The organism is Aromatoleum toluclasticum ATCC 700605, assembly GCF_000378245.1.
In the GTDB taxonomy this organism is placed as follows: Bacteria; Pseudomonadota; Gammaproteobacteria; order Burkholderiales; family Rhodocyclaceae; genus Aromatoleum; species Aromatoleum toluclasticum.
Map to the genome: position 1 here is coordinate 22,862 of NZ_KB899505.1, position 25,762 is coordinate 48,623.

Consider the following 25,762-nt stretch of genomic DNA (forward strand, 5'->3'; position numbering starts at 1 on the left):
CGCACTTTCGCCGACCCTCAGATGTTTTCCTTCCCGACCGCCGTCGCCATGCGCTGCGGGCCGGCGGCTTCGAGCCATTTCTTGATGCGCACGGCGTCCGCGGTGCGCGAGTAGCGGCCGTCGGAGTCCATCAGCACGATGATCACCGGCTGCTTCAACAGCCACGCCTGCATCACGAGACAACGCCCCGCCTCACGGATGTAGCCCGTCTTCTGCACGCCGATTTCCCAGTCCGGGCTGCGCACCAGCGAATTGGTGTTGCCGAAGCGGTGCATGCGCGAACCGATCTGCACATAGCGCTCGGATGTCGTCGAGAATTCACGGATCAACGGATACGTCGATGCCGCGGACACCATGCGCGCGAGATCGTGCGGGCTCGACACGTTCTCCGGCGTGAGCCCGGTCGGATCGCTGAAGTGCGTCTCCGTGAGGCCGATCATGCGCGCCTTGACGTTCATCGCCGCAACAAACGCGGCCTCGCCGCCCGGATAGTGACGCGAGAGCGCGGAAGCGGCGCGGTTTTCCGACGACATCAGCGCGAGCTGCAACATCTCCTCGCGCGTCAGACGGGTGCCCAGCGACAGGCGTGACCCCGTGCCCTTGAGCGTGTCGATGTCGCCTTCGGAGATCGAGATTTCCTCCGACAGGCTCTGCCCCGCATCGAGCACGACCATCGCGGTCATCAGCTTGGTGATCGAGGCAATGGGCAGAACCGAATCGCCCTTCTTCTCGAGGATCACGTGGCCGGTATTCTGATTCATGACGAAGAAGGCCGCCGAGCGCAGATGAGGCAGGCCGGCGGAGTCGAGCTGCAGCGGCGTGCTGTCGATCGACGCATCCGGAATCACTGCATCGCGGCGCAGCGAAACCTTGACGCGCCGCGCTTCCTGCTGCGCAACCGCCTTGCGGCTCACTCGCTTCTTCACCGCTTTCTTTGCCGGCGCGCTGACGGAACGCTTGACGGACTTCTTCACAGTCTTTGTCGCGGCTCCTTCGGAACCGGACGCGGCGGCCGACGCGGGGAGACTCCAACCCGCCTGCATCAGCGCGAGACTGATCATCGCAATCGCCAGATTACGGAATTTCATGTTGTGGCCTGAAACAAAAGAAACAATAGGGAGGACAACGCCAGACTCATTATTATTTTTATACAAATTAAGCAGATATCAAGTCTTTTTGAAGTATTCCGCGAAAAATTTCTTACATCGCGTCACACGTTCATCCAAGTTAATAGTTTAGATGACCCTGCGTTAGGCATGGAGTTCGTTACACACGGAGAAAAGCCGCAACTTCGCCGCGCCGGTCCATCGTGTCCTTGTAGCCGAGTTCCATCAACGCCTGCGTGAAGGACGGTTCGAACAGCAGGTAAGACAACAGCGTCGAGCCGTCGCGCCGCATGGCGCCGACGCCGCGCAGCACGGTGCGCAGTGCGAGCGGAAGGCACTCGCGGTTCCGTCCCGCGATTGCGTCGAGACGCTGCGACGGCGAGATCACCAGCGTTTCGATGGGCCGCAGGTAGATGCCCGCTGCCGCGCGCTGTTCGGGACTCATCGCGCCCGCCGTGATGTTGATGCGCTGGAGCCGCTCGAGGTCCACCGACAGGCCGTCGAGGAAGATGCTCGACAAGGCGTGGCCGGCGATCTGCGCGAGCGAGGGGTAACCCTCCGTGCGCTGACGCCCCTCTTCGACCAGCCGCCCCGAACCGATCACGAGGATGCGGTCTGCGCCGAGGTGGATTGCGGGGCTGATCGGTGCAAGCTGGCGCATCGAGCCGTCACCGAACCATTCGCGGTTGATGCGCACCGGGGGAAACACGAAAGGGATCGCGCTCGTCGCCAGAAGGTGGTCGACACAGATCGAAGTGCGCACACCCAGCCGCTGCATGCGCCGCCAGGCCTGCACTTCGGGCACGGCCTCGAAGAAGGCCAGACTCTCGCCCGACGAATAGCCCGACGCCGCCACGCTCACCGCATGCAGGTGCCCCTGCTCGATGCTGCGGCCGATGGCGGAAAAATCCAGCACCTCGCCGAGCAGGCGGCGCAACGGGGAATTGTCCAGCAGCGAGTGCGGCGTCTGGTGCACCGCCCAGCCCAGCGTCAGCGCCGAAGCCCAGCGCAAGCCGGTCGCGAGCAGCGCCAACGCATCGGCGCGATACACCTGGTCCACGTGGAACTGCCGCCAGATGCGGGCGAGCATGCGCACACCGCGGCTGAAGTCATTGGAAAACACCGCCAGCGCGACGGCGTTGATGCCGCCCGCCGACGTGCCGCACAGAATGGGAAACGGATTGCCGGCGCGGCGCCCGCGGATCTCGCGGATCGCCGACAGCACACCGACCTGGTAGGCCGCGCGCGCGCCGCCTCCCGTCAGTACCAGCGCAGCCTTGCCTTCAGCCATCCAGCCTCCGGTCGCTTGCGGACACTTCCGGGGAAATCTTGCCACGCGGGCACCCGGCCGGGGAAGCCGGGCGCCCGCGTTTTAACGGCATGGTGCGTCAGATTTGACGCTGCGCCGCTTCGACCGCCGTAAGGGCAGTCATATTGACGATGCGGCGCACGGTCGCCGAAGGCGTGAGGATGTGCACCGGCCGGGCCGCACCGAGCAGGATCGGACCGACCGTCATGCCTTCGCCCGCCGCGGTCTTAAGCAGGTTGAAGGCGATGTTGGCCGCATCCAGCGTCGGGAAGATCAGCAGGTTGGCGGTATCACGCATACGCGCATTGGGGAAGATGCGCAGGCGCAGTTCGGCGTCGAGCGCCGCGTCGCCGTGCATCTCGCCTTCGACCTCGAGTTCCGGATGACGCTCGTGCAGCAGGCGCAGCGCGGTGCGCATCTTCTCGGACGTGGGCGAATCGGCGCTGCCGAAGGACGAATGCGACAGCAGCGCGACCTTCGGCGTCATGCCGAAGCGCGACATCTCCTCGGCCGCCAGCAGCGTCATCTCCACGATCTGCTCCGGCGACGGGTCGTAGTTGATGTAGGTGTCCGCGAGGAAGAGCGTGCGCTCGGGCAGATTCACGACGTTGAGCGCATAGCAGTGCTTCACGCCCTCGCGCCGGCCGATAACCTTCTCGATGAAGTCGAGGTGCAGGCGGTGCATGCCGTAGGTGCCGCAGATCAGGCCGTCGCCGTAGCCCTGCTTGAGCAGCAGCGCACCGATCAGCGTCGTGCGGCGGCGCACTTCCTTCTTCGCGTACTCGACCGACACGCCCTCGCGCTCCATCAGGCCGTGGTAGTAGGTCCACAATTCCTTGAAGCGGGGATCGGAATCCGGGTTTACGAGCTCGAAGTTCTGCTCGGCGCGCATGCGCAGCCCGAAACGCTCGATGTTGGCGCTCACGACGTCGGGGCGACCGATCAGGATCGGACGCGCCAGGCCTTCGTCGACGACCGTCTGCACCGCACGCAGCACGCGCTCGGACTCGCCTTCGGCGAAGATGATGCGCTGGTTCGTGCCGCGCGCGGCGGCGAACACGGGCTTCATGATGAGGCCCGAGTGCCACACGAAGTTGTTGAGCTGGGTGCGATATGCGTCCCAGTCGCTGATCGGACGCGTCGCGACGCCGGAGGCCATGCCGGCCACTGCGACCGCCGGTGCGATCTTGACGATCAGGCGCGGATCGAAGGGGCGCGGGATGATGTATTCGGGACCGAAGCCCGACACCTTCTCGCCGTAGGCCGCGGCGACGATGTCGCTCTGCTCGGCGCGCGCGAGCTCGGCGATCGCCTTGACGGCAGCGAGCTGCATCTCGTCGGTGATCGTGGTCGCGCCAACGTCGAGCGCCCCGCGGAAGATGAAGGGGAAGCATAGCACGTTGTTGACCTGGTTCGGATAGTCCGAACGGCCCGTCGCGATAATCGCGTCGTCGCGCACTCCCTTGACCAGCTCCGGCAGGATCTCCGGCGTCGGGTTCGCGAGGGCGAGAATCATCGGCTTCGCCGCCATCTTCGCGACCATCTCGGGCTTGAGCACGCCGCCGGCCGACAGGCCGAGGAACACGTCCGCGCCCTCGATCACCTCGGCGAGCTTGCGTGCGCTGGTAGCCTTCGCGTAGCGCGCCTTGATCGGGTCCATCAGGACCGTACGGCCCTCATAGACGACGCCTTCGAGGTCGGTGACCCAGATGTTCTCGACGGGGATGCCGAGCTTCTCAAGCAGGCCCAGGCAGGCCAGCGCCGCGGCGCCTGCGCCGGAGGTCACGAGCTTGACCTTCTTCAGGTCCTTGCCGAGCAGATGCAGGCCGTTGAGGATCGCCGCGCCGACGACGATCGCGGTGCCATGCTGGTCGTCGTGGAAGACCGGGATCTTCATCCGCTCGCGCAGGCGCGCCTCGATGTAGAAGCACTCCGGCGCCTTGATGTCCTCGAGGTTGATGCCGCCGAAGGTGGGCTCCAGCGCCGCGATCATGTCGATCAGCTTGTCGGGGTCGTTCTCGGCGATCTCCAGGTCGAACACGTCGATGCCGGCAAACTTCTTGAACAGCACGCCCTTGCCTTCCATCACCGGCTTGGCGGCGAGCGGGCCGATGTTGCCCAGGCCCAGTACGGCGGTGCCGTTGGTGACAACACCGATGAGGTTGCTGCGCGCGGTCAGGTTCGCGGCCTCGCCCGGCTCCTCGACGATCGCATCGCACGCGGCGGCGACGCCCGGCGAATAGGCGAGCGACAGGTCGCGCTGGTTGGAAAGCACTTTCGTGGGGGTGACCGAGATCTTGCCCGGCCGCGGATAGCGGTGATAGTCGAGCGCCGCAGCGCGGATCAATTCGTCCATGTAATGCCCCGTAATTGTTGTAATCAATCTCTCGCGGCCGTTGCCGACCGTCTCCCAAGGCTGCCATGATGCCGCGGAATGCGGCGGAGAGACAGTCCCGCCGGGCTACGGCGGCACGGCCGAACGCCAGGGGACGAAGAAGCTGTTTTCCGTCGAGCCCGCTGCCGTGGCATAATATTAGGCTTTCGCCGACTGCGGTTTACCCTAGTAGTTTCCGCAAGGCCGGTACAACAAGAAGGTCCAAAGGCCCGTTCAAGACCCCGCCGGGACGCGTGGCTGCGAGCTCCAGGCGGGTTACCGCTTTTGCTTCTGCAATCTGGAGAGCTTTTCACCATGACTCAACGCTTGTCCGCCGAGGCCATCCTGGCCGGCGCGCCCGCTTACATCCGCCACGCCGGCCTGAAGAAGTGGGTCGCCGAAATCGCCGCATTGACCGAACCTGACCGGGTCTACTGGTGCGACGGATCGGCCGAGGAATACGACCGCCTGTGCGCCGAAATGGTCGAGGCGGGCATGCTGATCAAGCTCAATCCGGAAAAGCGCAAGAATTCCTACCTCGCGTGGTCCGACCCCTCGGACGTCGCGCGCGTCGAAGACCGCACCTACATCTGCTCGAAGAACAAGGACGACGCCGGTCCGACCAACAACTGGGAAGATCCGGCCACGATGCGCGACAACCTCAACGGCCTGTTCAAGGGCTGCATGCGGGGTCGCACGCTGTACGTGGTGCCGTTCTCGATGGGCCCGCTCGGTTCGCCGATCGCCCACATCGGCGTCGAGATCTCCGACAGCCCCTACGTCGTCACCAACATGCGCACGATGACGCGCATGGGCAAGGCCGTGTATGACGTGCTCGGCACCGACGGCGAATTCGTGCCCTGCGTGCACTCCGTCGGCGCCCCGCTCGGACCGGGCGAGAAGGATTCGCGCTGGCCGTGCAACCCGGACACCAAATACATCGTCCACTACCCCGAGACCCGCGAGATCTGGTCCTACGGCTCGGGCTACGGCGGCAACGCGCTGCTGGGCAAGAAGTGCTTCGCGCTGCGCATCGCCTCGACGATGGCGCGCGACGAAGGCTGGCTCGCCGAGCACATGCTGATCCTCGGCGTCGAGTCGCCCGAAGGCGAGAAGACCTACGTCGCGGCGGCTTTCCCGTCGGCCTGCGGCAAGACCAACTTCGCCATGCTGATCCCGCCGAAGTCCTTCAACGGCTGGAAGATCTACACCGTTGGCGACGACATCGCGTGGATCAAGCCGGGCAAGGACGGCAAGTTCTACGCCATCAATCCCGAAGCGGGCTTCTTCGGCGTCGCCCCGGGCACGTCGGAAAAGACCAACTTCAACGCGATGGCGACGCTGAAGGAAAACATCATCTTCACCAACGTCGCACTGACCGACGACGGCGACGTGTGGTGGGAAGGCATGAGCAAGGAAGCCCCCGCTCATCTGGTCGACTGGCAGGGCAAGGACTGGACGCCAGAGCTGGCCAAGGAAACCGGCCGCAAGGCGGCGCACCCGAACTCGCGCTTCACCGCTCCGGCCAGCCAGTGCCCGTCGATCGACCCAGCCTGGGAAGATCCGGCCGGCGTGCCGATCTCGGCCTTCATCTTCGGCGGCCGCCGCGCGACCACCGTGCCGCTGGCCTACCAGGCCTTCAACTGGAACTTCGGCGTCTACATGGCCGCGACCCTGGGCTCGGAAACCACTGCCGCCGCCTTCGGCGCGCAGGGCGTGGTGCGCCGCGACCCGTTCGCGATGCTGCCCTTCTGCGGCTACCACATGGGCGACTACTTCAACCACTGGCTGAAGATGGGCCACGTGGTCGAGCAGACGCCGAAGATCTTCTGCGTAAACTGGTTCCGCATGAACGAGAAGGGCGAGTTCATGTGGCCGGGCTTCGGCGAGAACATGCGCGTGCTGAAGTGGATCGTCGACCGCGTGCGCGGGCGCATCGGCGCGAAGGAAACCTCGCTCGGTTGGATGCCCAAGTTCGAGGACATCGACTGGACCGGCTCCGACGTGACCAAGGAAGAATTCGAGGGCCTGACCCAGGTCGACGCCGACGCCTGGAAAAAGGAACTCGAACTGCACAAGGAATGGTTCGACAAGCTGCAGGATCGCCTGCCGCGCGCGCTGACGCTCAAGCGCGAGATGTTCGAACTCGCCCTGTCGGTCTGAGCTTCCCGGCCGGCCACGGCCGGCTGAGTCAACAAAAGCGCCGCGCGTCGGCGCTTTTGTTTTTTCGGTCCCCTACAATTTCACATCGATCGCCCCGAGGAACAGGCATGACACCGCATCTCGCCCGCCGCACCGCCGACATCCAGCCCTTCCACGTGATGGAATTGCTGCGACGCGCACGCGAGCTGGAGGCCCAAGGGCGCGACATCATCCACATGGAAGTCGGCGAGCCGGACTTCGCGACGCCGCAGCCGATGATAGACGCGGCGATGCGCTTCCTCGCCGGCGGCGACGTGCATTACACGGCGGCCCTCGGCCTGCCGGCCCTGCGCGAGGCGATCGCACGCTTCTACCATGACCGTTTCGGGGCGGACGTCGCCCCCGAGCGCATCATCGTCACCCCGGGCGCCTCGGGCGCACTGATGCTGGCGCTCGCCGCGACGACCGACCCGGGCGACGAGTGGCTGCTGCCCGACCCCGGCTATCCGTCGAACCGCCATCTCGTGCGCAGTTTCGAAGGCGTGCCGCGGGCGCTGCCGGTGGGTGCGGAGACGCGCTACCAGCCGACGCCCGATCAGGTCGCGGCTGCGTGGACGGAGCGCACGCGCGGCCTGATCGTCGCGAGCCCGTCGAACCCCACCGGAACCCTGCTCGATCAGGCGGAACTCGCAGCGCTGCGGGCGACGGTGATCGCACGCCGGGGCACGCTGATCGTCGACGAGATCTACCAGGGCCTGACCTACGGCGTCGAAGCGAGCACCGTGCTGAAGTCGATGGACGACGTGTTCGTCGTGAACAGCTTTTCCAAATACTTCGGCATGACGGGCTGGCGCCTCGGCTGGCTGGTCGCACCGCAGGCCTATGTGCGCGAAATCGAGAAGCTCGCGCAGCACTTCTTCATCTCGCCCTCGACGCCGGCCCAGCATGCTGCGCTGGCCGCCTTCGCGCCCGCGACGATAGCGATCCTCGAGGCTCGCCGGCACGAGTTCGCGCAGCGCCGCGACACGCTGCTGCCGGCACTGCGCGAGCTGGGTTTCGTCGTCGCAGCGGAGCCGCAGGGAGCCTTCTACATCTACGCCGACGTGTCGCGCCTCGCCGACGACAGCGAAGCGCTCGCACACCGGCTGATCGAGGAAGCCGGGGTCGCGGCGACGCCGGGACTGGACTTCGGCGACAACCAGCCGCGCCGCCATCTGCGCATCGCCTACACGAACCGCTGCGAACGCCTGCTGGAAGCGACGGAACGCATCGCGCGGATGCGCGGCTGAGAAACAGGACCGTGCGGCGGGGAGCTCACCCCGCCGCTGCGGATCAGGCGCCGGTTTCGGTCTTGGCGCGGGTTGCCGCCGTGACGAGGCGCTTCTTCATCGCGAGCACCTTGTTCGCGTAGCTCGCGTTCGGATCGCTGAGCGCACCACCGTAGTACTGCAACGCGTTTTGCAGGCTGCCGAAACGCTGCATGCCCTCGACGAGCACCATCGTGCCGACGCGGATGTTGAGCGCGGGATCGAAGAGGGCGTCCTCGCCGGCGTTGCGGCCGATCTTGTCGAGATGGAAGCGCGGAATCACCTGCATCAGCCCCTGCGCGCCCATGTTGCTCTCGGCGAAGGGGTTGAAGCTGGATTCGATTGCCATCACCGCGACGATCAGCAGCGGGTCGATGCCGAGCTTGCGGCCGCTGAGCTCGGCTGCCGTAAGCAAGGGTTCGAGCGTGCGCGTGGAAATGTTGTAGCGTTGCGCGACGAAATCGCGCACGCCGCGCATCTCGGTCGACAGCCCCACCGCAGATACGACGGCCTTCGGGCCCGGCATTTCGGCGGGCACATGCACGACCGGGGCCTGCGCAGTGTCGCTGGCGGCGACAGCCGCCGAAGCACCGACGCCGAGGTCTGCATAGCTGACGGGGCTCTTCAGCAGGTAGCCCGCTCCGACAAACGCGACGAACGCGAAGGCGGTGAGCATCAGACTGCCGTGAACGAAATGCACGAAGAACGTGGCCGCGTCGTGAACCCTGCGGCCAGGACAAGTTGCGTGAGTCATCGGTACCTCCCTGCTGCGACCATGCGCCCCCGACCACGGCGCCAACAGCACGCCCGGGCAGACTTCGCCCGTCGGTCGGAAGAACACGTCTTCAGTGGTTGTTCGAGCGCGCGATCGCAACCAGACCTCACGCCCGGCGGGGATGGGATGCGCTCTGCGACGCTGCCCCGGGGCGCCCGATTCCGCTGGGAATCGCGCGCCGCCCCGCTGCCTACTATTGAAAATTGCGATTGAAAACTACGTTGCTGCAGCGCAGCAACAACCCTACTTTATTGATTTGATTGGGCTTGGTCAACCAGGCGCACGACCTGGGAAGTCCCTCCGCCCTCCTCCCGGTGGCGAAGTTTTGCACAGACGGGCGTTTGCAAGGCGTGGAATAATTGTCACAAAAGATGTAACAACGATTTCCGGGAGCGTTCAGGCCGGCTCGGACAGGGGGCCGCAGGCGAGTTCGGGCAAGCCCAGCGCCAGTTGCACTCGCCGCCAGTCGAAGCATGGACCGGGGTCGGTTTTGCGCCCTGGTGCGATGTCCGAGTGGCCGGTAACCGCCTCGATCGGGTAGTGCGCACACAGCACGCGCAGCAGGGCGGCAAGGCGGGCGTACTGCACCGACTCGAAGGGCTGCGTGTCGCAGCCTTCCAGCTCGATGCCGATGGAGAAGTCGTTGCAGCGCTCGTGCCCGCGCCAGTTCGACACGCCGGCGTGCCACGCGCGCAGGTCCGTGGGCACGAACTGCATCACGCTACCGTCCCGGCGGATGTAGAAATGCGCCGACACGCGCAGGTGGCCGATCGTCGCGTAGTATGGGTGCGCGGCGGGATCGAGGGCATTCGTGAACAGTTGCTCGACGCCGGGACCGCCGAACTCGTCCGGCGGCAGGCTGATCGCGTGCACGACGACCAGCTTCACCGTCGTGTCGGCGGGACGCGCATCGCAGTTCGGCGACGGGCAGCGCTGCACCCCCTCGAGCCAGCCGCCGCCGAGGCACCCGAGGGCGTCAGCGAGGGGCTCACGGGGCGCGACGTCCGCCGTCGGCTTACGCATGGCGCTTGCCCGTGCGGGCGGGCTTGCCGGCCGATGCCGGGCCGGTCCGTGCCGGCGAGCGCCCCGGCTGCGGACCGCGGCTGCCTGCCGGCGCCGGCCTGCCGCCGGTGGTGCCCTTGGCCGGTCCGCGCGCCGCAGACGTCGCGCTGCGCTCGTTCGCCGCGAGCGGCACCCCCGGCTGGTGGCGCGGCACGAGGCAGTTCGGGCCGTTGCCGACGAGGTCCGCCCGCCCCATCTGCAGCAGCGCCTCGCGGATCAGCGGCCAGTTCTCCGGGTCGTGCCAGCGCAGCAGCGCCTTGTGCAGCTTGCGGACCTTGCCCGCGCGGGCGGTCTCGACGATCTCGGAGTCGGCCGATATCTTGCGCAGGGGGTTGCGGCGGCTGTGGTACATCGTCGTCGCCATCGCCATCGGCGTGGGCAGGAAGGTCTGCACCTGGTCCGGCTTGAAGCCCTGCTTCTTCAGCCACAGCGCGAGGTTCACCATGTCCTCGTCGGTCGTACCGGGGTGCGCGGCGATGAAGTAGGGCACGAGGTGCTGCTTCTTGCCCGCCTCGTTCGAGTATTTCTCGAACATCGCGGCAAATTTCTCGTAGGTGCCGATGCCGGGCTTCATCATCTTCGACAGCGGCCCTTCCTCGGTATGTTCGGGGGCGATCTTGAGGAGCCCGCTGACGTGGTGCGTGACGAGTTCCTTCACGTACTCGGGCGAGCGCACCGCGAGGTCGTAGCGCAGGCCCGAGCCGATCGTCACGCGCTTCACGCCGGGAAGCGCGCGCGCCTTGCGGTACAGCGAGATCAGCGGCGCGTGGTCCGTGCCGAGGTTCTCGCAGATGCCGGGATATACGCACGAGAGGCGGCGGCACGAGGACTCGATCTTCTTGTCCTTGCACGCGAGGCGGTACATGTTCGCGGTGGGCCCGCCGAGGTCGGTGATGTGGCCCTTGAAGTCGGGCGTCCTGTCGCGGATCTCCTCGATCTCGTGCAGGATCGATTCCTCCGAACGGCTCTGGATGATGCGCCCCTCGTGCTCGGTGATCGAGCAGAAGGTGCAGCCGCCGAAGCAGCCGCGCATGATGTTGATCGAGAACTTGATCATGTCCCAGGCCGGGATGCGCGCGTCGCCATAGGCGGGATGCGGCCGGCGCGCATAGGGCAGGCCGTAGACGAAATCCATCTCGGGCGTCGTGAGCGGGATCGGCGGCGGGTTGAGCCACACGTCGCGCCGGCCCGGGCCTTCGCCGTGGGCCTGCACGAGGGCGCGGGCGTTGCCGGGGTTAGATTCGAGGTGGAAGATCCGCGAGGCGTGGGCGTACATCACCGGGTCGGTGCTGACGGTCTCGTAGGCCGGCAGGCGCACGACCATCTTGCCGCGGGCGGCGCGGCGCGCGGCGACGCGTTCCGCGGCCGGGACGATGCGCACGGCCTGGGCGCCGTCCGCCGCGGTCGGGGCGGACGCCTTTTCCGGCTCCATCGCGTAGGGGTCGGGATGCGGCTCGACGCGGCCGGGACGGTCGAGGCTCAGCGAGTCGATCTCGCTCCACTCCTCGTCCGGCAGCCAGCCCGGTCTGACCATGAAGGCAGTGCCGCGCAGGTCGCGGATCGCCTCGATCGGTTCGCCGGCGTCGAGGCGGCGCGCGAGGGCGACGAGCGCGCGCTCGGCATTGCCGAAGATCAGCAGGTCCGCCTTGGAGTCCGGCAGCACCGAGCGGCGCACCTTGTCGGACCAGTAATCGTAATGCGCGATGCGGCGCAGCGAGGCCTCGATGCTGCCGACGACGACGTTAGCGTCGGGAAAGGCCTCGCGCGCGCGCTGCGCGTAGACGGTCACCGCGCGGTCGGGGCGCTTGCCGGCTTCGGCGCCGGGCGTGTACGCGTCGTCGGAGCGGATCTTGCGGTCCGACGTGTAGCGGTTGACCATCGAGTCCATGTTCCCGGCCGTGATGCCGAAGAACAGGCGCGGCCGGCCCAGCGCGCGGAAGGGCTCGGCGCTCTTCCAGTCGGGCTGGCTGATGATGCCGACGCGCAAACCCTGCGCCTCGAGCATGCGACCGATGAGGGCCATGCCGAAGCTGGGGTGGTCGATGTAGGCGTCCCCGGTCACGAGGATCACGTCGCACGCGTCCCAGCCGAGCGCGCGCATCTCGGTGCGGGACATCGGCAGGAAGGGCGCGGGGCGGGACGGCGGACGGGCGCCCGCGGCGATGCTGGGGGGAGAGCTGGGGGGAGAGCTGGGGGGAAAATCGGGATTCATTGTCGGATGCATTGTACTCGGACGCCCGGGCGCCCTCTCGGGTTCAATCGGCGAGCGCCGGCTGCGCGTCGGCGAGGCGGATCGCGTCGCGGCGCGCCTCGTCGAGCAGCCATTCGCGGAAGGCGGCGACGTTGGGCCGCGGGACGGCTGCCTGCGGCGTCACGATGTAATACGCGAAGCGGCGCCGCAGGCTGATGCCGAAGGGCACGACAAGGCGGCCGGCGGCGACCTCCGCCGCGACCAGGGGCTTGGAGACCAGCGCTACGCCCAGCCCGTCGAGCGCGGCGGCGATGGCGAGGCCCGAGTCGCTGAAGTGCAGGCCGGCGTCCGCGCGCACCGAGGTGACGCCTGCGGCATGCAGCCATTCGGCCCAAGTCGGCCGCTCGCGCGTGTCGGGCACGGTGTCGTCGTGGATCAGGTTGTGGCGGTGCAGGTCGGACGGCTGGCGCAGCGGGATCTTCGCGCGCAGCAGCGCCGGGCTGCACACCGCGGTGTATTCGGGCTCGAGCAGGATCTCGCTGCGATAGCCGGGATAGGCGCCGGTGCCGAAGCGTATCCACAGCTGGCCGTCGCCGGAGTGCCGGGTGAGCGGCTCGATGCCCAGCCCCGCGGCGTCGCGGCCGTCGATCGCCTTGGTCGCGCTCGCGAGGTGCAGTTCGATCTGCGGGTGCTGTTCCGCGAAGCGCTGCAGCCTTGGGACGAGCCAGCGCGACGCGAAGGACGGCGGCGCGACGACCGACAGCCGGCTCAAGGGGCGCATCGCGCGCACCGTCTCGACCGACTCGGCAATCGCGCTCATCGCTTCGCGCAGCTTGGGCAGCATCGCCTCGCCTTCCGGAGTGAGTTCGAGCGCGCGCGTCAGGCGCCGGAACAGGGGCGCGCCCAGGTCGTGCTCGAGACCGCGAATCTGATGGCTGATCGCGGTCGGCGTGACAGAGAGCTCCTCGGCGGCATGCTTGAAGCTCAGGTGACGCGCGGCGACCTCGAAGGCGCGCAGGGCGTTGAGCGGCGGGAGACGGATGGCCATACGCGAACGGTCAGACGGATGAGATTTTCTAATGCATCACATGATGAACGATCGTTTGTTGCAATGCAACAAGCTCCGTAGAGTCGCGTCCATGCCCTCACGACGGGCTGCACTGTCAAGGAGCCGCACAATGGACAACGACTATCTCTTCTATCAAGGCCGAATCCGCGAAGCGCAGCGTCTGCGCAACGAAGCCCTGGGCCAGATCCTGGTCGACGGCTGGAACGGTACAAAACGTCTGGTCACCCGCATCGCACGGGCCGCGGTCGGCTTGCTGCTGGGCGTGCGTTACCCCCAACCCCACTGAAACGAAACGCGCCCCATGAGGGCGCCGCTCAATCGCCCGCCCTGCGCCGCCCCCGACGCAGGGCGACGATGCCGTACACGAGCACGTTGATCGCCAGCACCAGGAGTCCGAGCACGAGCTGGACCCGGGGTGTGAGCCCCGCCGGGTAGATCAGCGGGATCAGGTAATGCTCGATGAAGCCCCCGCGGTAGTCCACGCCCCCCGCCGCCCGGCGCAGCGCGTTCTCGAGCGGGGTCAGCGGGCAGGTCCAGCCGATCAGTTCGATGCCCGCTCCGTAAGCGGCGACGGGCAGATGCACCCACACCGTGTGCGGCCAGCGCAGCGTGAGCAGGCCGCCAAGCACGACGAAGGCGATGAAGAGCGCGTGCACGAGCACGACGAGATCGGCCGCCATCAGAGCAAGCACGGTGTTTTCCTCAAGAGTTGCTTCAGGCCGGCCGGAACACGCGCACGCCCAGCAGTACGCCCACGACCAGCAGCACGATGCCGGCCGCCTCGCCGACGCCCGGCCAGCGCCCGTACCACAGGAAAGCATAGAGCAGCGCCGACAGGGTTTCGAACACGATGAGCTGGCCCGCAAACGCCGGGGGCAACAAATGACTCGCGCGGTTCCACAGCAGCGTGCCTAGCCAGGACGCGGCAAGCCCGACGAGCAGCATCAGTCCGGCGAAAGCCCACGGACGCGGCCCCAGCGGCCAGTCGAACGCCTGCGTCGGCGCAACGAGGCCCTGCCACAGCGCGAAGCCGGCCGCGGCGGCGAGTGCCAGCGGCAGCGTCACGAGCCCCTGCGCGGTCGCCCAGGGCCGCGCCATGCTCGGCGCGCGCGCGCGCAGCCAGCGCGCATTGCGGATCGGATACCAGGTCCAGGACGCGACCGCGACGAGGGCCAGCAGCAGCCCCAGCGCGTAGCGCAACCCGCCGCGGGCGCCCTGCCCTGCCGCATCCGCCGCATGGGCGGACGAATCGAACTGCACGACGACGAGGCCCGCAAGGATCACCACGAGCGGCAGCGCGAGGCGCCGCCATGCGACGACGTCGGCGGCATTGCCGGCCCGGCGCTCGGCAAGGTTGGCGCAGATCGCGATCACCACCGGCAGCGTGCCGATCATCAGCGTCGGCACCGGTGCGCCGGCGAGCTGGATCGCGCTCGCGAGCGTCGTGTAATAGATGAGGTTGCCGACCAGTGCGAGCTTGCCGGCCTCGATCCAGTCGGCGCGCGTGAGCTTCGCCAAGGCCGCGCGGTCCATCCAGGCCAGGGCGACGGCGAGCACGCCGAAGGCGATGTAGCGGCCGAACGCGAGCACGATGCCGGGGTAGTCCCCGAGCATGAGCGGCACGACGAACACGAGCCCCCACAACATCCCCGCACCGAGCGCGGCGAGCAAACCAGCCAGCATGGACTCCATCCCCGATTCGAAGGCGCGCAGTGTGCCATGCAACACCCCCTCGCGGGTGCGGGGAAACCCTGAGCACGCACGAATCGGCGCTGCCAGCTGCTATGCTGGCCAGGACATGAACCGGGCTCATCGCGGGGCTGAAAATCCCTCGCCGCACATCCGCGCGGAGCTTGTTAACATCGCCTCACCTCATTCCGAACAAGAACCGGAGACCTCCCACATGACCGAATCGCCCACCCGCGGGCCGCGCGTCGGACTGTTCGCCACCTGCCTGATGAACGTGTTCCGGCCGAACGTCGGCTTCTCGGCGGTGAAGCTCCTCGAAGACGCCGGCTGTAGCGTCGAGGTGCCCGCGAACCAGACCTGCTGCGGCCAGCCCGGCTACAACAGCGGCGACTACGACGCCGCGCGCGCGCTCGCCCGCCAGGTGATAGAGACCTTCGAGAACTACGATTACATCGTCGGCCCCTCCGGCTCGTGCATGGCGACGATCCGCCACGACTACCCGGTACTGTTCCAGGATGACCCCATGTGGCTGCCGCGCGCGCAGGCGCTGTCGGAGAAGGCCTGGGAGCTGCTGTCCTTCCTCGCCGACGTGCTGCACGCCGCGCCGGCCGACTCGCACTATGACGGCACGGTGACCTACCACGACTCCTGCTCGGGCCTGCGCGGCCTGGGCATCAAGGGCCAGCCGCGCGCGCTGCTGGGCGAGGTCGACGGCCTGAAGCTCAAGGAGATGGAGGACAGCGAGGTGTGCTGCGGCTTCGGCGGCACCTTCTGCGTGAAGTACCCGGAGATCTCCGAGAAGATGGTCGAGGACAAGGTGCGCAACGTCCTCGCGACGGGGGCCGACACGCTCGTCGGCGGCGACCTGGGCTGCCTGATGAACATCGCCGGGCGCCTGAGGCGTATCAACGCGCCGGTGAAGGTCTTCCACACCGCCGAAGTGCTCGCCGGGCTGGCCGACGGGCCGGGCCTCGCCGGCGCCGCGAAGGAGTCCGACTGATGGAAATCCGTTCGAAGGAATTCAAGCAGCGCGCAGTCTTCGCGATCCACGATGCGAGCCTGCAGCAGGCGCTGGGCAAGGCGCGCGGCGGCTTCGTCGGCAAGCGCGCGCAGCAGGCGGCGGAGCTGCCGGAGTTCGAGCAGCTGCGCGAGGAAGCGAAGAACACGAAGAATCACATCCTCGACAACCTCGACCACTACCTCGAACGCTACGAGGCGGCGGTGACGGCCGCGGGCGGCCACGTGCATTGGGCGCGCGACGCCGAGGAGGCACGCAGGATCATCCTCGACATCTGCAAGCGCGTCGACGCGAAGACCGTCACGAAGGGCAAGTCGATGGTGTCGGAGGAGATCGGCCTGAACGAGGCGCTGATCGAGCACGGTATGGAAGTCGTCGAGACCGACCTCGGCGAATACATCATCCAGCTCGCACACGAACCGCCCTCGCACATCATCGCGCCGGCGGTGCACAAGACCAAGGACCAGGTCTCGGACCTCTTCGAGAAGGCCCACGGCGGCCCGCGCAAGACCGAGGTTGCGGACCTCGTCAATGAGGCGCGCAGGGTGTTGCGCGACAAATACTTCAAGGCCGACGTCGGCATCACCGGCGGCAACTTCCTCGTCGCGGAGACCGGCTCGTCCATCATCGTCACGAACGAGGGCAACGGCGACCTGACGCAGACGCTGGCGAAGGTGCACATCGTCACCTCCGGCATCGAGCGCGTGGTGCCGACGCTCGACGACGCGACACTGTTCCTGCGTCTGCTGGCGCGCAGCGCGACCGGTCAGGAGACGGAGACCTACACGACGATCTCGACCGGCCCGCGCCGCGCCGGGGATCTCGACGGCCCCGAGGAGTACCACGTCGTGCTGGTCGACAACGGCCGCTCGAAGATGCTCGCCGGACGCTTCAAGGACATGCTGCGCTGCATCCGCTGCGGCGCGTGCATGAATCATTGCCCGGTGTATGGCGCGGTCGGCGGACACGCCTACGGCTGGGTGTATCCGGGACCGATGGGCTCGGTGCTGACGCCGCTGATCAAGGGGCTGGACAACGCCTACGACCTGCCCAACGCCTGCACGCTCAACGGGCGCTGCGCCTCGGTGTGCCCGGTGAAGATTCCTCTGCCCGACCTGCTGCGCGAGCTGCGCCACATGCAGCACCAGCAGGACATCACGCCGGTGATGCAGAAGCGCGCGCTGCAGGTGTGGCGCTACGTCGCGACGCGGCCGAAGCTCTACCACGCGCTCGAACAGGTCGGCGCGCGTTTCCTGTCGGCGATCGCGAAGAACGGCAGCATCCGCCGCCTGCCGCTCGCCGGCGCCTGGACCGACGTGCGCGACCTGCCGGCTCCAGCCGGGCGCACCTTCCTCGAACTGTGGCAAGGCAAGCGAGGCCAGAAATGACTGCAGCAACGAACGCCCGCGAGGCGATCCTCAATTCCGTCCGCTCCGCGCTGCGACGCGGACCGCTCGACGACGCACGGCGCGCCGAACTCGACGCGCGCCGCCCCCACCACACCCGCCCCGCGCAGGACGAGGAGCTCGTCGCGCGCTTCATCCGCAAGTTCGAGAGCCGCGCCGGCACGACCGTGCGCGTCGCGAGCCGTGCCGACGTTCCGGCTGCGGTCGAAGCCTATCGCGCCGACAAGGGCCTGCCCGCGCACGCCGCGGTCGGCGCCGCGCTGCAGGACCTGGCGTTTCCGGGCCTGGAGATCCACCACGACCCGGCCGGCATCAGCGAGACGATGGCGGTGTCGCAGGCGCTCGCCGGCATTGCCGAACCCGGCAGCCTGATGATGGCCTCCGGCCCGGCGAGCCCGATCACGCACAACTTCGTGCCCGACGATCACGTCGTCGTGCTCGACGCGGGCGCGATCGTCGGGCACTTCGAGGAGGCCTGGGAAGTCCTGCGCGCGCGCGCCGAAGGCATGCCGCGCGCGACCAACATCATCTCGGGCCCGTCGCGCACGGCCGACGTCGAGCAGACCATCCAGCTCGGCGCGCACGGCCCGCGGCGCGTACATGTGATCATCGTCGGCTGAGGCCGGCGCTCACGCTCCCGGGGGCGGCTTCATGCTCCCGGCCTAGTCCCTTTCATGCATATTCGCTTACAACTCGACGACAACCTCTCCGCTCGATCTCGCGTTTAATGCGCATGGGGACAACGATACGCGCTGCGTGACGATGTCCGGTCAGTCAGGAGAAGAACCATGAAATCGAAAACCCTCAAACTGCTTGCTGCAATGATCGCCGGGGGTGCCCTGATCGCTGCCACGCCCGCCCATGCCGACCGCGACCACTGGCGCGACGACGGCTATCGCGAATGGCGCGGCGACGGCCACCGTCACGGCCATTACAAGAAATTCCGCGACTCGGAGCGCGTCGTGATCCGCGAACGGATCGTCGAACGCCGCCCGGTGGTGCGCGAATACCGCTACTACGAGCGTCCGATCGGCTACTACGCTCCGGCGCCCGTCTATGCCCCGGTCTACGCGCCGCGCATCTATCCGCGCGATCCTGCGATCACCATCGGCGTCGACATCCCGCCGCTGGTCATTCCGTTGCGCTGACACAACACTTCGCAACACCCGCTAGCCGGGTCCGCGCAGGGCCCGGCTCTTCGCCGCGAACGCTTCGGCGGCGGCGATGAACTCGAAGAAATCCGCCTCGAAACCAGCGTAGTCGGCGAGCAGTTCCCCACCGCTGCCGGTGAGCGGGTTCGCCCGGCGCAACCGCTGCGCCATGCGGTCGAGCGCCATCGCGATGACGTCCGCCGAGCGGTAACTCCCCAGCCAGTCCGATTCGCGCATGCGCGGCAGGATCACCTCGAGCCGCGGCGGCAGCAGCACGCCGTTGGCGTCCATCAGCGCGTACATCGCCGCACTGAAACGCTCGAGCGGCTCGTCGTGGAAGCGCTCCCAGTGCAGGGCGAGGAAATGGTCATAGAACATGTCGACCATCACCCCGGCGACGCGGCGCCGCTCGGGTGACACCCGCGCCCGGCTGCGCACGAAGGCGGGGTGGGTTTCTGCGAAGACGTCGATCTGGCGATGCAGGCGCACGCCCGCCGCGACGTCCGGCGGCAGCCCCGCCGGCAGCGGCCCCTTGACGAAGTCGCCCATCAGGCCGCCGAGGCGATCGGCGGGCGACTCTCCGGCGAGCCAGGCGTGGGCGAGGAAGTTCATGCTTGCCTATGCGAACGCGGCCGCGAGCCAGTCGATGAATTCCCGCACGACGGCGCGCTTGCTCTGCACCGGCGTCGTGACGGCGTAGTAGGTGAAAGGCGCGGGCGCGGACACGCCGAAGAGCGGCACCAATCGGCCCGTTTCGACCCACGCGGCAGAAAGACGCCGCGTGCACACCGCCGCGCCCAGCCCGGCCGCGGCGATCTCCATCAGCATGCCCAGGTCATTGAACACGGCGCCGCGCTCGGGCTCCGCCCAGTCGAGCCCGGCCGCGGCAAAGCACGGCCGCCAGGGCAGCAGCGGCGACCGCAGCAGCTCCAGACCGGCGAGATCTGCCATGCCGGCCGGCGCATGCGCCGCGACCCACGAAGGCGCGGCGACCGGCACCATCGTGTCGTCGAAGAGCTTGCGCACGACACGCTCGGGGTAGTCGCCCTTGCCCCAGCGCACCTCGACGTCGGCCGCCTCGGCGGTGACGTCCTGCAGCGGAATCGACAGGTGTGCCTCCACTTCCACCTCGGGATGAGCGCGCAGGTATTCGGGCAGGCGCGCCATCAGCAACTGACGCGCGAAGGTCGGCGGCAGCGACACGCGCAGACGCTCGCGCTCGGGCCGCAGCACCGCGCCCGCCTGCGCGAGCCGGTCGAAGGCGTCGCGCACGCTGTCGAGATACAGACGCCCGGCGGTAGTCGGCCGAACGCCGCCCGGACCGCGCTCGAACAAGGCGGTGCCGAGCTGGGTTTCGAGCTGGCGGATGCGGTGGCTCACGGCGCTCGGGGTCACGCACAGCTCTTCGGCCGCCTGTGCGAAGCCGCCCAGGCGCGCTGCCGCCTCGAAGGCCGCCAGCGCATGCATCGGCGGCACGTGGCGCAAGGGCGTGCTCAAGCCCGGCTCCGCAAACGGGCGATTGCGGCGACCTCGCGGTGGCGCGGGCAGGCGATGACGTGGTCGTTGGTCATGCCTGCCGCCTGCATCAGCGCGTAGCAGATCGTGCTGCCGACGAACTTGAAGCCGCGGGCCTTCAGCGCCTTGCTCATCGCGTCGGACTGCGGCGTCGTCGCGGGGATCTCGGCGAGCGCGGAGAAGGCGTTCTGCACCGGCTCGCCGTCGACGAAACTCCACAGCCAGGCGACGGGATCGGTTCCGGCGTCCCGAAGGTCGAGCCACGCACGCGCGTTGAGGATCGCCGCGTCTATCTTCGCGCGGTTGCGGATGATGCCGGGGTCGGCGAGCAGTTCCGCCTTCTTCGCGTCGTCGTAGCGCACGATGCGCTCGGGGTCGAAGCCGTCGAACACCGCACGATAGCGTTCGCGCTTTCGCAGCACGGTGATCCACGACAGACCCGCCTGCGCGCCTTCGAGGACGAGGAATTCAAACAGCGTGCGCGCATCGTCGGTGGGCACGCCCCATTCGGTGTCGTGGTAATGGACGTAGAGCGGATCATTGCCCGCCCAGGCGCAGCGCTCAGTCATGTGGCTCCTCCGGCGGGCGCGCATCAACGGCCCGGCTCAAGCTGAAGTTTATTGAACCAACCATCAAACGCAATCGTTCGCGCCCGATGCGTCGATGCGGATCGTGGGAGCGGCTTCAGCCGCGAATCGGCGGTTTCGCATGCGTTGCGGCCCATTCGCGGCTGAAGCCGCTCCCACACTGCAGCTCCCACACTCCGCACCCCACACCCCGAACTCAGCCAAAGATCCGGGCCACCGCCGCTGGGTCCGACGGGAAGTAGAAATGCACGTAGGACGCGGTGAGCCGTCCCTGCCGGTAGATCGCCTCGCCCTCGCGCCCGTCAGGCGTGCGCGCACGCACGAGGGGCGCGAGCGGGGTGTCGCTCTTCGAATAGTGGAAGGTATGGCCGCGCAGACGCCCCTCGGGCAGTTCCGCGACCTGCATCCCGAGCGCCGCGAGCCGCTGCTGCATCACCGCACGCCCCGGCAGCAGGCCGGCGAAAGCGTGCGCCTGCCCCGCCTTGTCGACGACCGTCTCGAACAGGCTCATCATCCCGCCACACTCGGCGAGCAGCGGCTTGTCCGCTGCCGCGTGCGCGCGCAGACCGGCGAAGAAATGCGGGTTCGCCGCGAGCGCCGCGCCGTGCAGCTCGGGATAGCCACCCGGCAGCCACACGGCGTCGCAGTCGGGCAGCGCGTCGCCGGCCAGCGGCGAGAAGAATTCGAGCCGCGCGCCCAGTTCACGCAAGGTGTCCACATTGGCCGGATAGATGAAACCGTAGGCCGCGTCGCGCGCGATCGCGATCGTCCGCCCGGCCAGCAGCGGCGCCTGCCCGGGCGCAGCGGCGGCGGGAAATGCGACCGGTTCCGGCAGATCGGCCGCGCCGGTCGCCGCGATGCCGTCGGCGAAGCGGTCCAGCCGCGTTTCGAGGTCGGCGATCTCGGCCGCCTGCAGCAGGCCCAGGTGGCGTTCCGGCAGGCCCGCCTGCACATCCCGCGATAGCGCGCCGTACCAGCGCATGCCGGCGGGCAGTGCGTCGCGCAGCATCTCGGCGTGGCGCGCGCTGCCGATGTGGTTCGCGAGCACGCCGGAGAACGGCAGGCCCGGCTGGTAGTGGGCAAGGCCGTAGGCGACGGCGCCGAAAGTCTGCGCCATGGCGCGCGCGTCGATCACGGCCATCACCGGCAGGCCGAAGCGGCGTGCGATGTCGGCGCCGGAGGGCGCGCCGTCGTAGAGGCCCATCACGCCTTCGACGAGGATCAGGTCGGCGTCGCGCGCCGCATCGAACAGGCGCCACGCGGCATCCGCCTCGCCGCACATGCCGAGGTCGAGGTTATATACAGGCGCGCCGCTCGCGACGGCGTGGATCTGCGGGTCGAGGAAGTCCGGCCCGCACTTGAACACGCGCACGCGGCGCCCCTGACGGGCGTGCAGGCGCGCGAGCGCGGCGGTGACGGTGGTCTTGCCCTGGCCGGAAGCGGGGGCGGCGACGAAAAGGGCGGGACAGGCGACGATGCTCACTGGACGGGCCTTTGTTTCACTGGAAGCATTGGGGACAGGGCAGGACGGCGGGCAGGAAATCCGCGGGCGATCAGTCGCCCTGCTCCCCGCGCACGGCCGCACACCCTGCGTGCGGAGGGTGCGACGCCGATACGGCCTCGGGCGCGAACCACGCGAGCCGCGGATAGAGGCCGACGACCTCGCCGACGATGGTCAGCGCGGGCGGACGGATGCCTTCGGCCGCGACGACTTCGGGCAGGTTCGCGAGCGTGCCGACGGCGACGCGCTGCGCCTGCGTCGTGCCGCGCTCGATGACGCCTGCCGGCGTCTCGGCCGGCAGGCCGTGCGCGACGAGCTCGCGGCAGATGTCGGGCAGACGCGAGATGCCCATGTAGATGACCAGCGTCTGCCCGCGTCGCGCGAGCATCGGCCAGTCGAGATCGAGCGCGCCGTCCTTGAGGAAGCCGGTCGTGAACACCACCGACCGTGCATGGTCGCGGTGCGTGAGCGGGATGCCGGCGTAGGCGGCAACGCCCGCCGCGGCGGTGACGCCGGGCACGACTTCGACGGTGATCCCGGCCGCGACGAGCACTTCCATCTCCTCGCCGCCGCGCCCGAAGATGAAGGGGTCACCCCCCTTCAGGCGCACGACGCGCTTGCCGGCCTGCGCGAGCCGCACCAGCAACTGGTTGATGTCGTCCTGCGGCAGCGTGTGGTCGGCGGCCTTCTTGCCGACGTAGTGGCGCTCGGCCGATGCCGGGGCGAGATCGACGATCGCCGGGCTGACGAGGTTGTCGTAGACGATCGCGTCGGCACCGGCGACGAGGCGCGCACCGCGCAGCGTCAGCAGTTCGGGGTCACCCGGGCCGGCGCCGACGAGGTAGACGTGGCCCGCAGCCGGACCGGGGCGGGGATTCGGGAGGTCGGGAAGGGACATGGGGACTTCTCGTGTTTGTTTACCGAGCAAGTAATCAGGCTATGTCGGCGGGGCGCTGCGCGGCTTCTCCCTCCTCTTGAAGGGGGAGGAACGTCCCGGCCTTCGAAGACTTCATTTGTACTCGTGCCTGAACCGTATGGCTGCCAGGAAAGCGACGATCGAGTTGCTCAGAACTCCAGGCCCGGCATCGCCTTCACGCCGGCCGCGAACGCGTGCTTGACGAGCCCCATGTCGGTGACCGTATCGGCGGCCTCGACGAGCTCCGGCGGCGCCGCGCGGCCGGTCACGATCACGTGCTGCATCACGGGGCGCGCGCGCAGGTCGGCGACGACGGCATTCACGTCAAGATAGCGGTACTTCAGCGCGATGTTCAACTCGTCGAGCACCACCAGTCCGACCGCGGGATCGCGCAGCAGCGTCCGCGCCCTTTCCCACGCAGCCTCGGCGCTCGCGACGTCGCGCTCGCGGTCCTGCGTGTCCCAGGTGAAGCCTTCGCCCATCACGTGCCACACGACGCCGGGCTGGCGGCGGAAGAAAGCCTCCTCTCCGGTGTCCGAGCGCCCCTTGATGAACTGCACGACGCCGACCTGCATGCCGTGGCCGAGCGCGCGCGCGACGACGCCGAAGGCGGCGCTCGATTTGCCCTTGCCGTTGCCGGTATTGACCAGCAGCACGCCGCGCTCGTTCTGCGCCGCAGCGATCTTCTCATCCACGACCGTCTTCTTGCGCTGCATGCGCTCGGCGTGGCGGGTGTTCCTGTCGGTGTCGGGAGTATTCATGTCTTTCCTCTAGTCGGGAATGAAAAGCGTGCGCCCGTCGACATCGAGCCGACGGATCGGGTGGTCGAAGGCGCGGCTGAGGTGGTCCGCCTGCAGGACGTCCTCGCGCGTGCCGGCCAGCACGCCGCCCTTGCCGTCGAGCAGGATCACATGGTCGGCGAAGCGCGTCGCGAGGTTGATGTCGTGCAGCACCATCACGACGCCGCGCCCCTCGCGCCCGAGGCGGGCGAAAAGCTCAAGCACGGCGACCTGGTAGTGCAGGTCGAGGTGGTTCGTCGGCTCGTCGAGCAGGAAGAGCCGCGGCGCCTGCGTCAGCAGCGTCGCGATCGACACGCGCTGGCGCTCGCCGCCGGACAGGCTGAGGATGTCCCGTCCCGCGAGCTCCGCGAGGCCCACTTCGGCCAGCGCCGCCTGCGCGATGGCAACGTCGGCCGCGCTCTCCCAGCCCCAGCGGCCGAGATGCGGGTGGCGGCCGATCAGCGCCGTCTGCAGCACCGAGGCAGAAAAATGATCCGGCTGCTGTTGCGGGAGCAGCCCGCGAAAGCGCGCCGCCGCGAGACTGTCCCAGTCCGCGTAGGGGCGGCCGCCGAGGCCCACGCTGCCCACCGTGGGCGCACGCAGGCCGGCCAGCGTGTGCAGCAGCGTCGTCTTGCCGGCGCCGTTGGGCCCCAGCAGCACGAGGCACTCTCCCGCCGCCAGCCGCAGGCTGAATTCGCAGCACAGCCAGCGCTCGCCCACCTGCAGCGCAATGCCGTCGGCTTCCAGCAGGACGAGGGAAGAATCCGTCGCAGCCATCACGCCCTCCGCCGCGCCGTCCCGGGGAGGATGCGCCCCCCTTGGGGGGGTAGCGGAGAACCGTCAGTTGCGGGCACGGGGCACACCATCTCAACGCGGATTGCGCGACAGCAGGAAGAGGAACACCGGCACGCCGATCAGTGCGGTCAGCACCCCGACCGGCAGCTGCACGGGCGCCATCACGGTGCGCGCGGCCGTGTCGGCGAGCGTCAGCAGCGTGCCGCCCGCCAGCAGCGCCGCCGGCAACAGCTGGCGCTGGTCGTTGCCGAGCACGAAGCGCACGAGATGCGGCACGATCAGGCCGACGAAGCCGACGGAACCGACCAGCGTCACCGCAGCCGCCGTGAGCAGCGACGCCAGCACATACAGCAGGTAGCGCAGCCGCCGCACACGGACGCCCAGCGCGGAGGCGGCGGTCTCGCCGCGCGCGAGGACGTTGAGGTCGCGCGCAACGGGCAGCACCGCGACGAGCCCCGCAACGAGCACGACGAGCGCCGGCCACGGCCGGCTCGCGCCGCTCGCGTCGCCCATCAGCCAGAACAGCATCGACTGCAGGCGCGTGTCGGTCGCCAGCGACAGCATCAGCGTCACCGCCGCGCCGCAGCCGGCCGCGACGATGACGCCCGTGAGCAGCAGCCGCGTCTGCGTCCACGAGCCGTCGCCATGCGCCAGCCCGAACACCACCAGCATCGCCGCCAATGCGCCGCCGAAGGCCGCGCCATCGACGGCCCAGGGCGAGAGGCCGGCCAGCATCGCCGCCAGCGCACCGACCGCCGCCCCACCCGACACGCCCAGCACGTAGGGATCGGCGAGGGGGTTGCGCAGCAGCACCTGCATCAGCGCGCCGGCCAGCGCCAGCAGCCCGCCGCATACGAACACCGCCACCGCACGCGGCAGGCGCAGCTCGCGCACGACGTCGGCCCCCATGCCCTCGGCGCCGCGGAAGAGCGCATCGAAGACCTCGCCGGGGCCGATGGTCAGATCGCCGGCGGACAGGGCCCATGCCAGCGCGCACACGCCCGCAAGCATCAGCGCTGCGATCACGAAGCCGGCAGATGTGCGCCTTGGCATGGGTCGCCCGTCTTACG

At 68.3% G+C, this 25,762-nt stretch carries 24 protein-coding genes; 7 read left to right on the forward strand and 17 right to left on the reverse strand.

Features of this window, described 5'->3' with window-relative positions; translation table 11 throughout:
* Positions 1-17: 17 nt before the first annotated feature.
* The 3 genes from F464_RS0120880 to F464_RS0120890 all read right to left on the reverse strand — a co-directional run bounded on the left by F464_RS0120880 (position 18) and on the right by F464_RS0120890 (position 4,771).
* Positions 18-1,088 (reverse strand): serine hydrolase, encoded by a 1,071-nt coding sequence (locus tag F464_RS0120880; protein ID WP_026296197.1) that lies wholly within the window; start codon positions 1,086-1,088, stop codon positions 18-20.
* A gap of 178 nt (positions 1,089-1,266) precedes the next feature.
* Entirely contained in the window at positions 1,267-2,397 is a 1,131-nt protein-coding gene (locus tag F464_RS0120885; protein WP_018991804.1) for a patatin-like phospholipase family protein, read from the reverse strand.
* A 97-nt stretch (positions 2,398-2,494) separates the two neighbouring features.
* Positions 2,495-4,771 carry an NADP-dependent malic enzyme gene (locus F464_RS0120890; RefSeq protein WP_018991805.1) on the reverse strand — a complete coding sequence of 759 codons (2,277 nt, stop codon included), beginning with the start codon at positions 4,769-4,771 and terminating at the stop codon, positions 2,495-2,497.
* Positions 4,772-5,104: 333 nt separating this feature from the next.
* On the opposite strand from F464_RS0120890, the gene F464_RS0120895 reads away from it, so the two are divergent.
* Positions 5,105-6,952 (forward strand): phosphoenolpyruvate carboxykinase (GTP), encoded by a 1,848-nt coding sequence (locus F464_RS0120895; RefSeq protein WP_018991806.1) that lies wholly within the window; start codon positions 5,105-5,107, stop codon positions 6,950-6,952.
* Positions 6,953-7,059: 107 nt separating this feature from the next.
* Positions 7,060-8,220, forward strand: coding sequence for a pyridoxal phosphate-dependent aminotransferase (locus tag F464_RS0120900; RefSeq protein WP_018991807.1), 1,161 nt, complete (start codon positions 7,060-7,062; stop codon positions 8,218-8,220).
* A 43-nt stretch (positions 8,221-8,263) separates the two neighbouring features.
* On the opposite strand, the gene F464_RS0120905 is transcribed toward F464_RS0120900, so the two are convergent.
* From F464_RS0120905 to gcvA, 4 genes are all read right to left on the reverse strand, one after another.
* Positions 8,264-8,992, reverse strand: coding sequence for a transglycosylase SLT domain-containing protein (locus tag F464_RS0120905; RefSeq protein WP_026296198.1), 729 nt, complete (start codon positions 8,990-8,992; stop codon positions 8,264-8,266).
* Between the two features lie 417 nt (positions 8,993-9,409).
* Entirely contained in the window at positions 9,410-10,036 is a 627-nt protein-coding gene (gene ampD, locus F464_RS0120910) for a 1,6-anhydro-N-acetylmuramyl-L-alanine amidase AmpD (protein ID WP_018991809.1), read from the reverse strand.
* Positions 10,029-12,191 (reverse strand): YgiQ family radical SAM protein, encoded by a 2,163-nt coding sequence (locus F464_RS0120915; protein ID WP_018991810.1) that lies wholly within the window; start codon positions 12,189-12,191, stop codon positions 10,029-10,031. Before F464_RS0120915 ends, ampD begins: the two co-directional genes overlap by 8 nt.
* A 139-nt stretch (positions 12,192-12,330) precedes the next feature.
* Positions 12,331-13,314, reverse strand: coding sequence for a transcriptional regulator GcvA (gene gcvA / locus F464_RS0120920; RefSeq protein ID WP_018991811.1), 984 nt, complete (start codon positions 13,312-13,314; stop codon positions 12,331-12,333).
* A 130-nt stretch (positions 13,315-13,444) separates the two neighbouring features.
* On the opposite strand from gcvA, the gene F464_RS31420 reads away from it, so the two are divergent.
* Positions 13,445-13,621 carry a hypothetical protein gene (locus F464_RS31420; RefSeq protein WP_018991812.1) on the forward strand — a complete coding sequence of 59 codons (177 nt, stop codon included), beginning with the start codon at positions 13,445-13,447 and terminating at the stop codon, positions 13,619-13,621.
* A 28-nt stretch (positions 13,622-13,649) separates the two neighbouring features.
* Here the strand turns inward: F464_RS31420 and F464_RS0120930 are convergent, their stop codons facing one another.
* Together F464_RS0120930 and F464_RS0120935 are read right to left on the reverse strand one after the other, a co-directional pair.
* Positions 13,650-14,027, reverse strand: coding sequence for a DUF2784 domain-containing protein (locus F464_RS0120930; protein WP_026296200.1), 378 nt, complete (start codon positions 14,025-14,027; stop codon positions 13,650-13,652).
* 22 nt (positions 14,028-14,049) lie between these two features.
* Complete coding sequence (locus tag F464_RS0120935; RefSeq protein WP_026296201.1) at positions 14,050-15,018, reverse strand: EamA family transporter; 969 nt, start codon at positions 15,016-15,018, stop codon at positions 14,050-14,052.
* Between the two features lie 220 nt (positions 15,019-15,238).
* Here F464_RS0120935 and F464_RS0120940 point away from each other — a divergent pair, with 220 nt between their 5' ends.
* The 4 genes from F464_RS0120940 to F464_RS0120955 all read left to right on the forward strand — a co-directional run bounded on the left by F464_RS0120940 (position 15,239) and on the right by F464_RS0120955 (position 18,596).
* Positions 15,239-16,024, forward strand: coding sequence for a (Fe-S)-binding protein (locus tag F464_RS0120940; RefSeq protein WP_018991815.1), 786 nt, complete (start codon positions 15,239-15,241; stop codon positions 16,022-16,024).
* Entirely contained in the window at positions 16,024-17,430 is a 1,407-nt protein-coding gene (locus F464_RS0120945; protein ID WP_018991816.1) for a LutB/LldF family L-lactate oxidation iron-sulfur protein, read from the forward strand. Before F464_RS0120940 ends, F464_RS0120945 begins: the two co-directional genes overlap by 1 nt.
* Entirely contained in the window at positions 17,427-18,068 is a 642-nt protein-coding gene (locus F464_RS0120950) for a LutC/YkgG family protein (protein WP_018991817.1), read from the forward strand. Before F464_RS0120945 ends, F464_RS0120950 begins: the two co-directional genes overlap by 4 nt.
* 168 nt (positions 18,069-18,236) lie before the next feature.
* Positions 18,237-18,596, forward strand: coding sequence for a hypothetical protein (locus tag F464_RS0120955; protein ID WP_018991818.1), 360 nt, complete (start codon positions 18,237-18,239; stop codon positions 18,594-18,596).
* Positions 18,597-18,617: 21 nt separating this feature from the next.
* Here the strand turns inward: F464_RS0120955 and F464_RS0120960 are convergent, their stop codons facing one another.
* The 8 genes from F464_RS0120960 to F464_RS0120995 all read right to left on the reverse strand — a co-directional run bounded on the left by F464_RS0120960 (position 18,618) and on the right by F464_RS0120995 (position 25,745).
* Entirely contained in the window at positions 18,618-19,211 is a 594-nt protein-coding gene (locus tag F464_RS0120960) for an acyl carrier protein phosphodiesterase (RefSeq protein ID WP_018991819.1), read from the reverse strand.
* A 6-nt stretch (positions 19,212-19,217) separates the two neighbouring features.
* Positions 19,218-20,096, reverse strand: coding sequence for a LysR substrate-binding domain-containing protein (locus F464_RS0120965; protein ID WP_018991820.1), 879 nt, complete (start codon positions 20,094-20,096; stop codon positions 19,218-19,220).
* Positions 20,093-20,683: a DNA-3-methyladenine glycosylase I gene (locus tag F464_RS0120970; RefSeq protein WP_018991821.1), complete on the reverse strand. Its 591-nt coding sequence runs from the start codon at positions 20,681-20,683 to the stop codon at positions 20,093-20,095. Before F464_RS0120970 ends, F464_RS0120965 begins: the two co-directional genes overlap by 4 nt.
* 214 nt (positions 20,684-20,897) lie before the next feature.
* On the reverse strand, positions 20,898-22,184 hold the full coding sequence (locus F464_RS0120975) for a cobyrinate a,c-diamide synthase (protein ID WP_018991822.1): 1,287 nt from the start codon (positions 22,182-22,184) through the stop codon (positions 20,898-20,900).
* Between the two features lie 70 nt (positions 22,185-22,254).
* Positions 22,255-23,100 (reverse strand): uroporphyrinogen-III C-methyltransferase, encoded by an 846-nt coding sequence (cobA, locus tag F464_RS0120980; protein ID WP_018991823.1) that lies wholly within the window; start codon positions 23,098-23,100, stop codon positions 22,255-22,257.
* Between the two features lie 167 nt (positions 23,101-23,267).
* Positions 23,268-23,879 (reverse strand): cob(I)yrinic acid a,c-diamide adenosyltransferase, encoded by a 612-nt coding sequence (cobO, locus tag F464_RS0120985; RefSeq protein WP_018991824.1) that lies wholly within the window; start codon positions 23,877-23,879, stop codon positions 23,268-23,270.
* Between the two features lie 9 nt (positions 23,880-23,888).
* The gene (locus F464_RS0120990) at positions 23,889-24,674 is read right to left on the reverse strand and encodes an ABC transporter ATP-binding protein (protein WP_018991825.1); all 786 of its coding nucleotides are present in this window, start codon (positions 24,672-24,674) and stop codon (positions 23,889-23,891) included.
* A 90-nt stretch (positions 24,675-24,764) separates the two neighbouring features.
* On the reverse strand, positions 24,765-25,745 hold the full coding sequence (locus F464_RS0120995) for a FecCD family ABC transporter permease (protein WP_026296202.1): 981 nt from the start codon (positions 25,743-25,745) through the stop codon (positions 24,765-24,767).
* Positions 25,746-25,762: the final 17 nt, after the last annotated feature.

Coding starts and splice junctions, on each gene's coding strand:
- F464_RS0120880 (WP_026296197.1), bottom strand. CDS start 1,088: ATGAAATTCCGTAATCTGGCGATTGCGATGATCAGTCTCGCGCTGATG.
- F464_RS0120885 (WP_018991804.1), bottom strand. CDS start 2,397: ATGGCTGAAGGCAAGGCTGCGCTGGTACTGACGGGAGGCGGCGCGCGC.
- F464_RS0120890 (WP_018991805.1), bottom strand. CDS start 4,771: ATGGACGAATTGATCCGCGCTGCGGCGCTCGACTATCACCGCTATCCG.
- F464_RS0120895 (WP_018991806.1), top strand. CDS start 5,105: ATGACTCAACGCTTGTCCGCCGAGGCCATCCTGGCCGGCGCGCCCGCT.
- F464_RS0120900 (WP_018991807.1), top strand. CDS start 7,060: ATGACACCGCATCTCGCCCGCCGCACCGCCGACATCCAGCCCTTCCAC.
- F464_RS0120905 (WP_026296198.1), bottom strand. CDS start 8,992: ATGACTCACGCAACTTGTCCTGGCCGCAGGGTTCACGACGCGGCCACG.
- ampD (WP_018991809.1), bottom strand. CDS start 10,036: ATGCGTAAGCCGACGGCGGACGTCGCGCCCCGTGAGCCCCTCGCTGAC.
- F464_RS0120915 (WP_018991810.1), bottom strand. CDS start 12,191: ATGTCCCGCACCGAGATGCGCGCGCTCGGCTGGGACGCGTGCGACGTG.
- gcvA (WP_018991811.1), bottom strand. CDS start 13,314: ATGGCCATCCGTCTCCCGCCGCTCAACGCCCTGCGCGCCTTCGAGGTC.
- F464_RS31420 (WP_018991812.1), top strand. CDS start 13,445: ATGGACAACGACTATCTCTTCTATCAAGGCCGAATCCGCGAAGCGCAG.
- F464_RS0120935 (WP_026296201.1), bottom strand. CDS start 15,018: ATGCTGGCTGGTTTGCTCGCCGCGCTCGGTGCGGGGATGTTGTGGGGG.
- F464_RS0120940 (WP_018991815.1), top strand. CDS start 15,239: ATGACCGAATCGCCCACCCGCGGGCCGCGCGTCGGACTGTTCGCCACC.
- F464_RS0120945 (WP_018991816.1), top strand. CDS start 16,024: ATGGAAATCCGTTCGAAGGAATTCAAGCAGCGCGCAGTCTTCGCGATC.
- F464_RS0120950 (WP_018991817.1), top strand. CDS start 17,427: ATGACTGCAGCAACGAACGCCCGCGAGGCGATCCTCAATTCCGTCCGC.
- F464_RS0120955 (WP_018991818.1), top strand. CDS start 18,237: ATGAAATCGAAAACCCTCAAACTGCTTGCTGCAATGATCGCCGGGGGT.
- F464_RS0120960 (WP_018991819.1), bottom strand. CDS start 19,211: ATGAACTTCCTCGCCCACGCCTGGCTCGCCGGAGAGTCGCCCGCCGAT.
- F464_RS0120970 (WP_018991821.1), bottom strand. CDS start 20,683: ATGACTGAGCGCTGCGCCTGGGCGGGCAATGATCCGCTCTACGTCCAT.
- cobA (WP_018991823.1), bottom strand. CDS start 23,100: ATGTCCCTTCCCGACCTCCCGAATCCCCGCCCCGGTCCGGCTGCGGGC.
- cobO (WP_018991824.1), bottom strand. CDS start 23,879: ATGAATACTCCCGACACCGACAGGAACACCCGCCACGCCGAGCGCATG.
- F464_RS0120990 (WP_018991825.1), bottom strand. CDS start 24,674: ATGGCTGCGACGGATTCTTCCCTCGTCCTGCTGGAAGCCGACGGCATT.
- F464_RS0120995 (WP_026296202.1), bottom strand. CDS start 25,745: ATGCCAAGGCGCACATCTGCCGGCTTCGTGATCGCAGCGCTGATGCTT.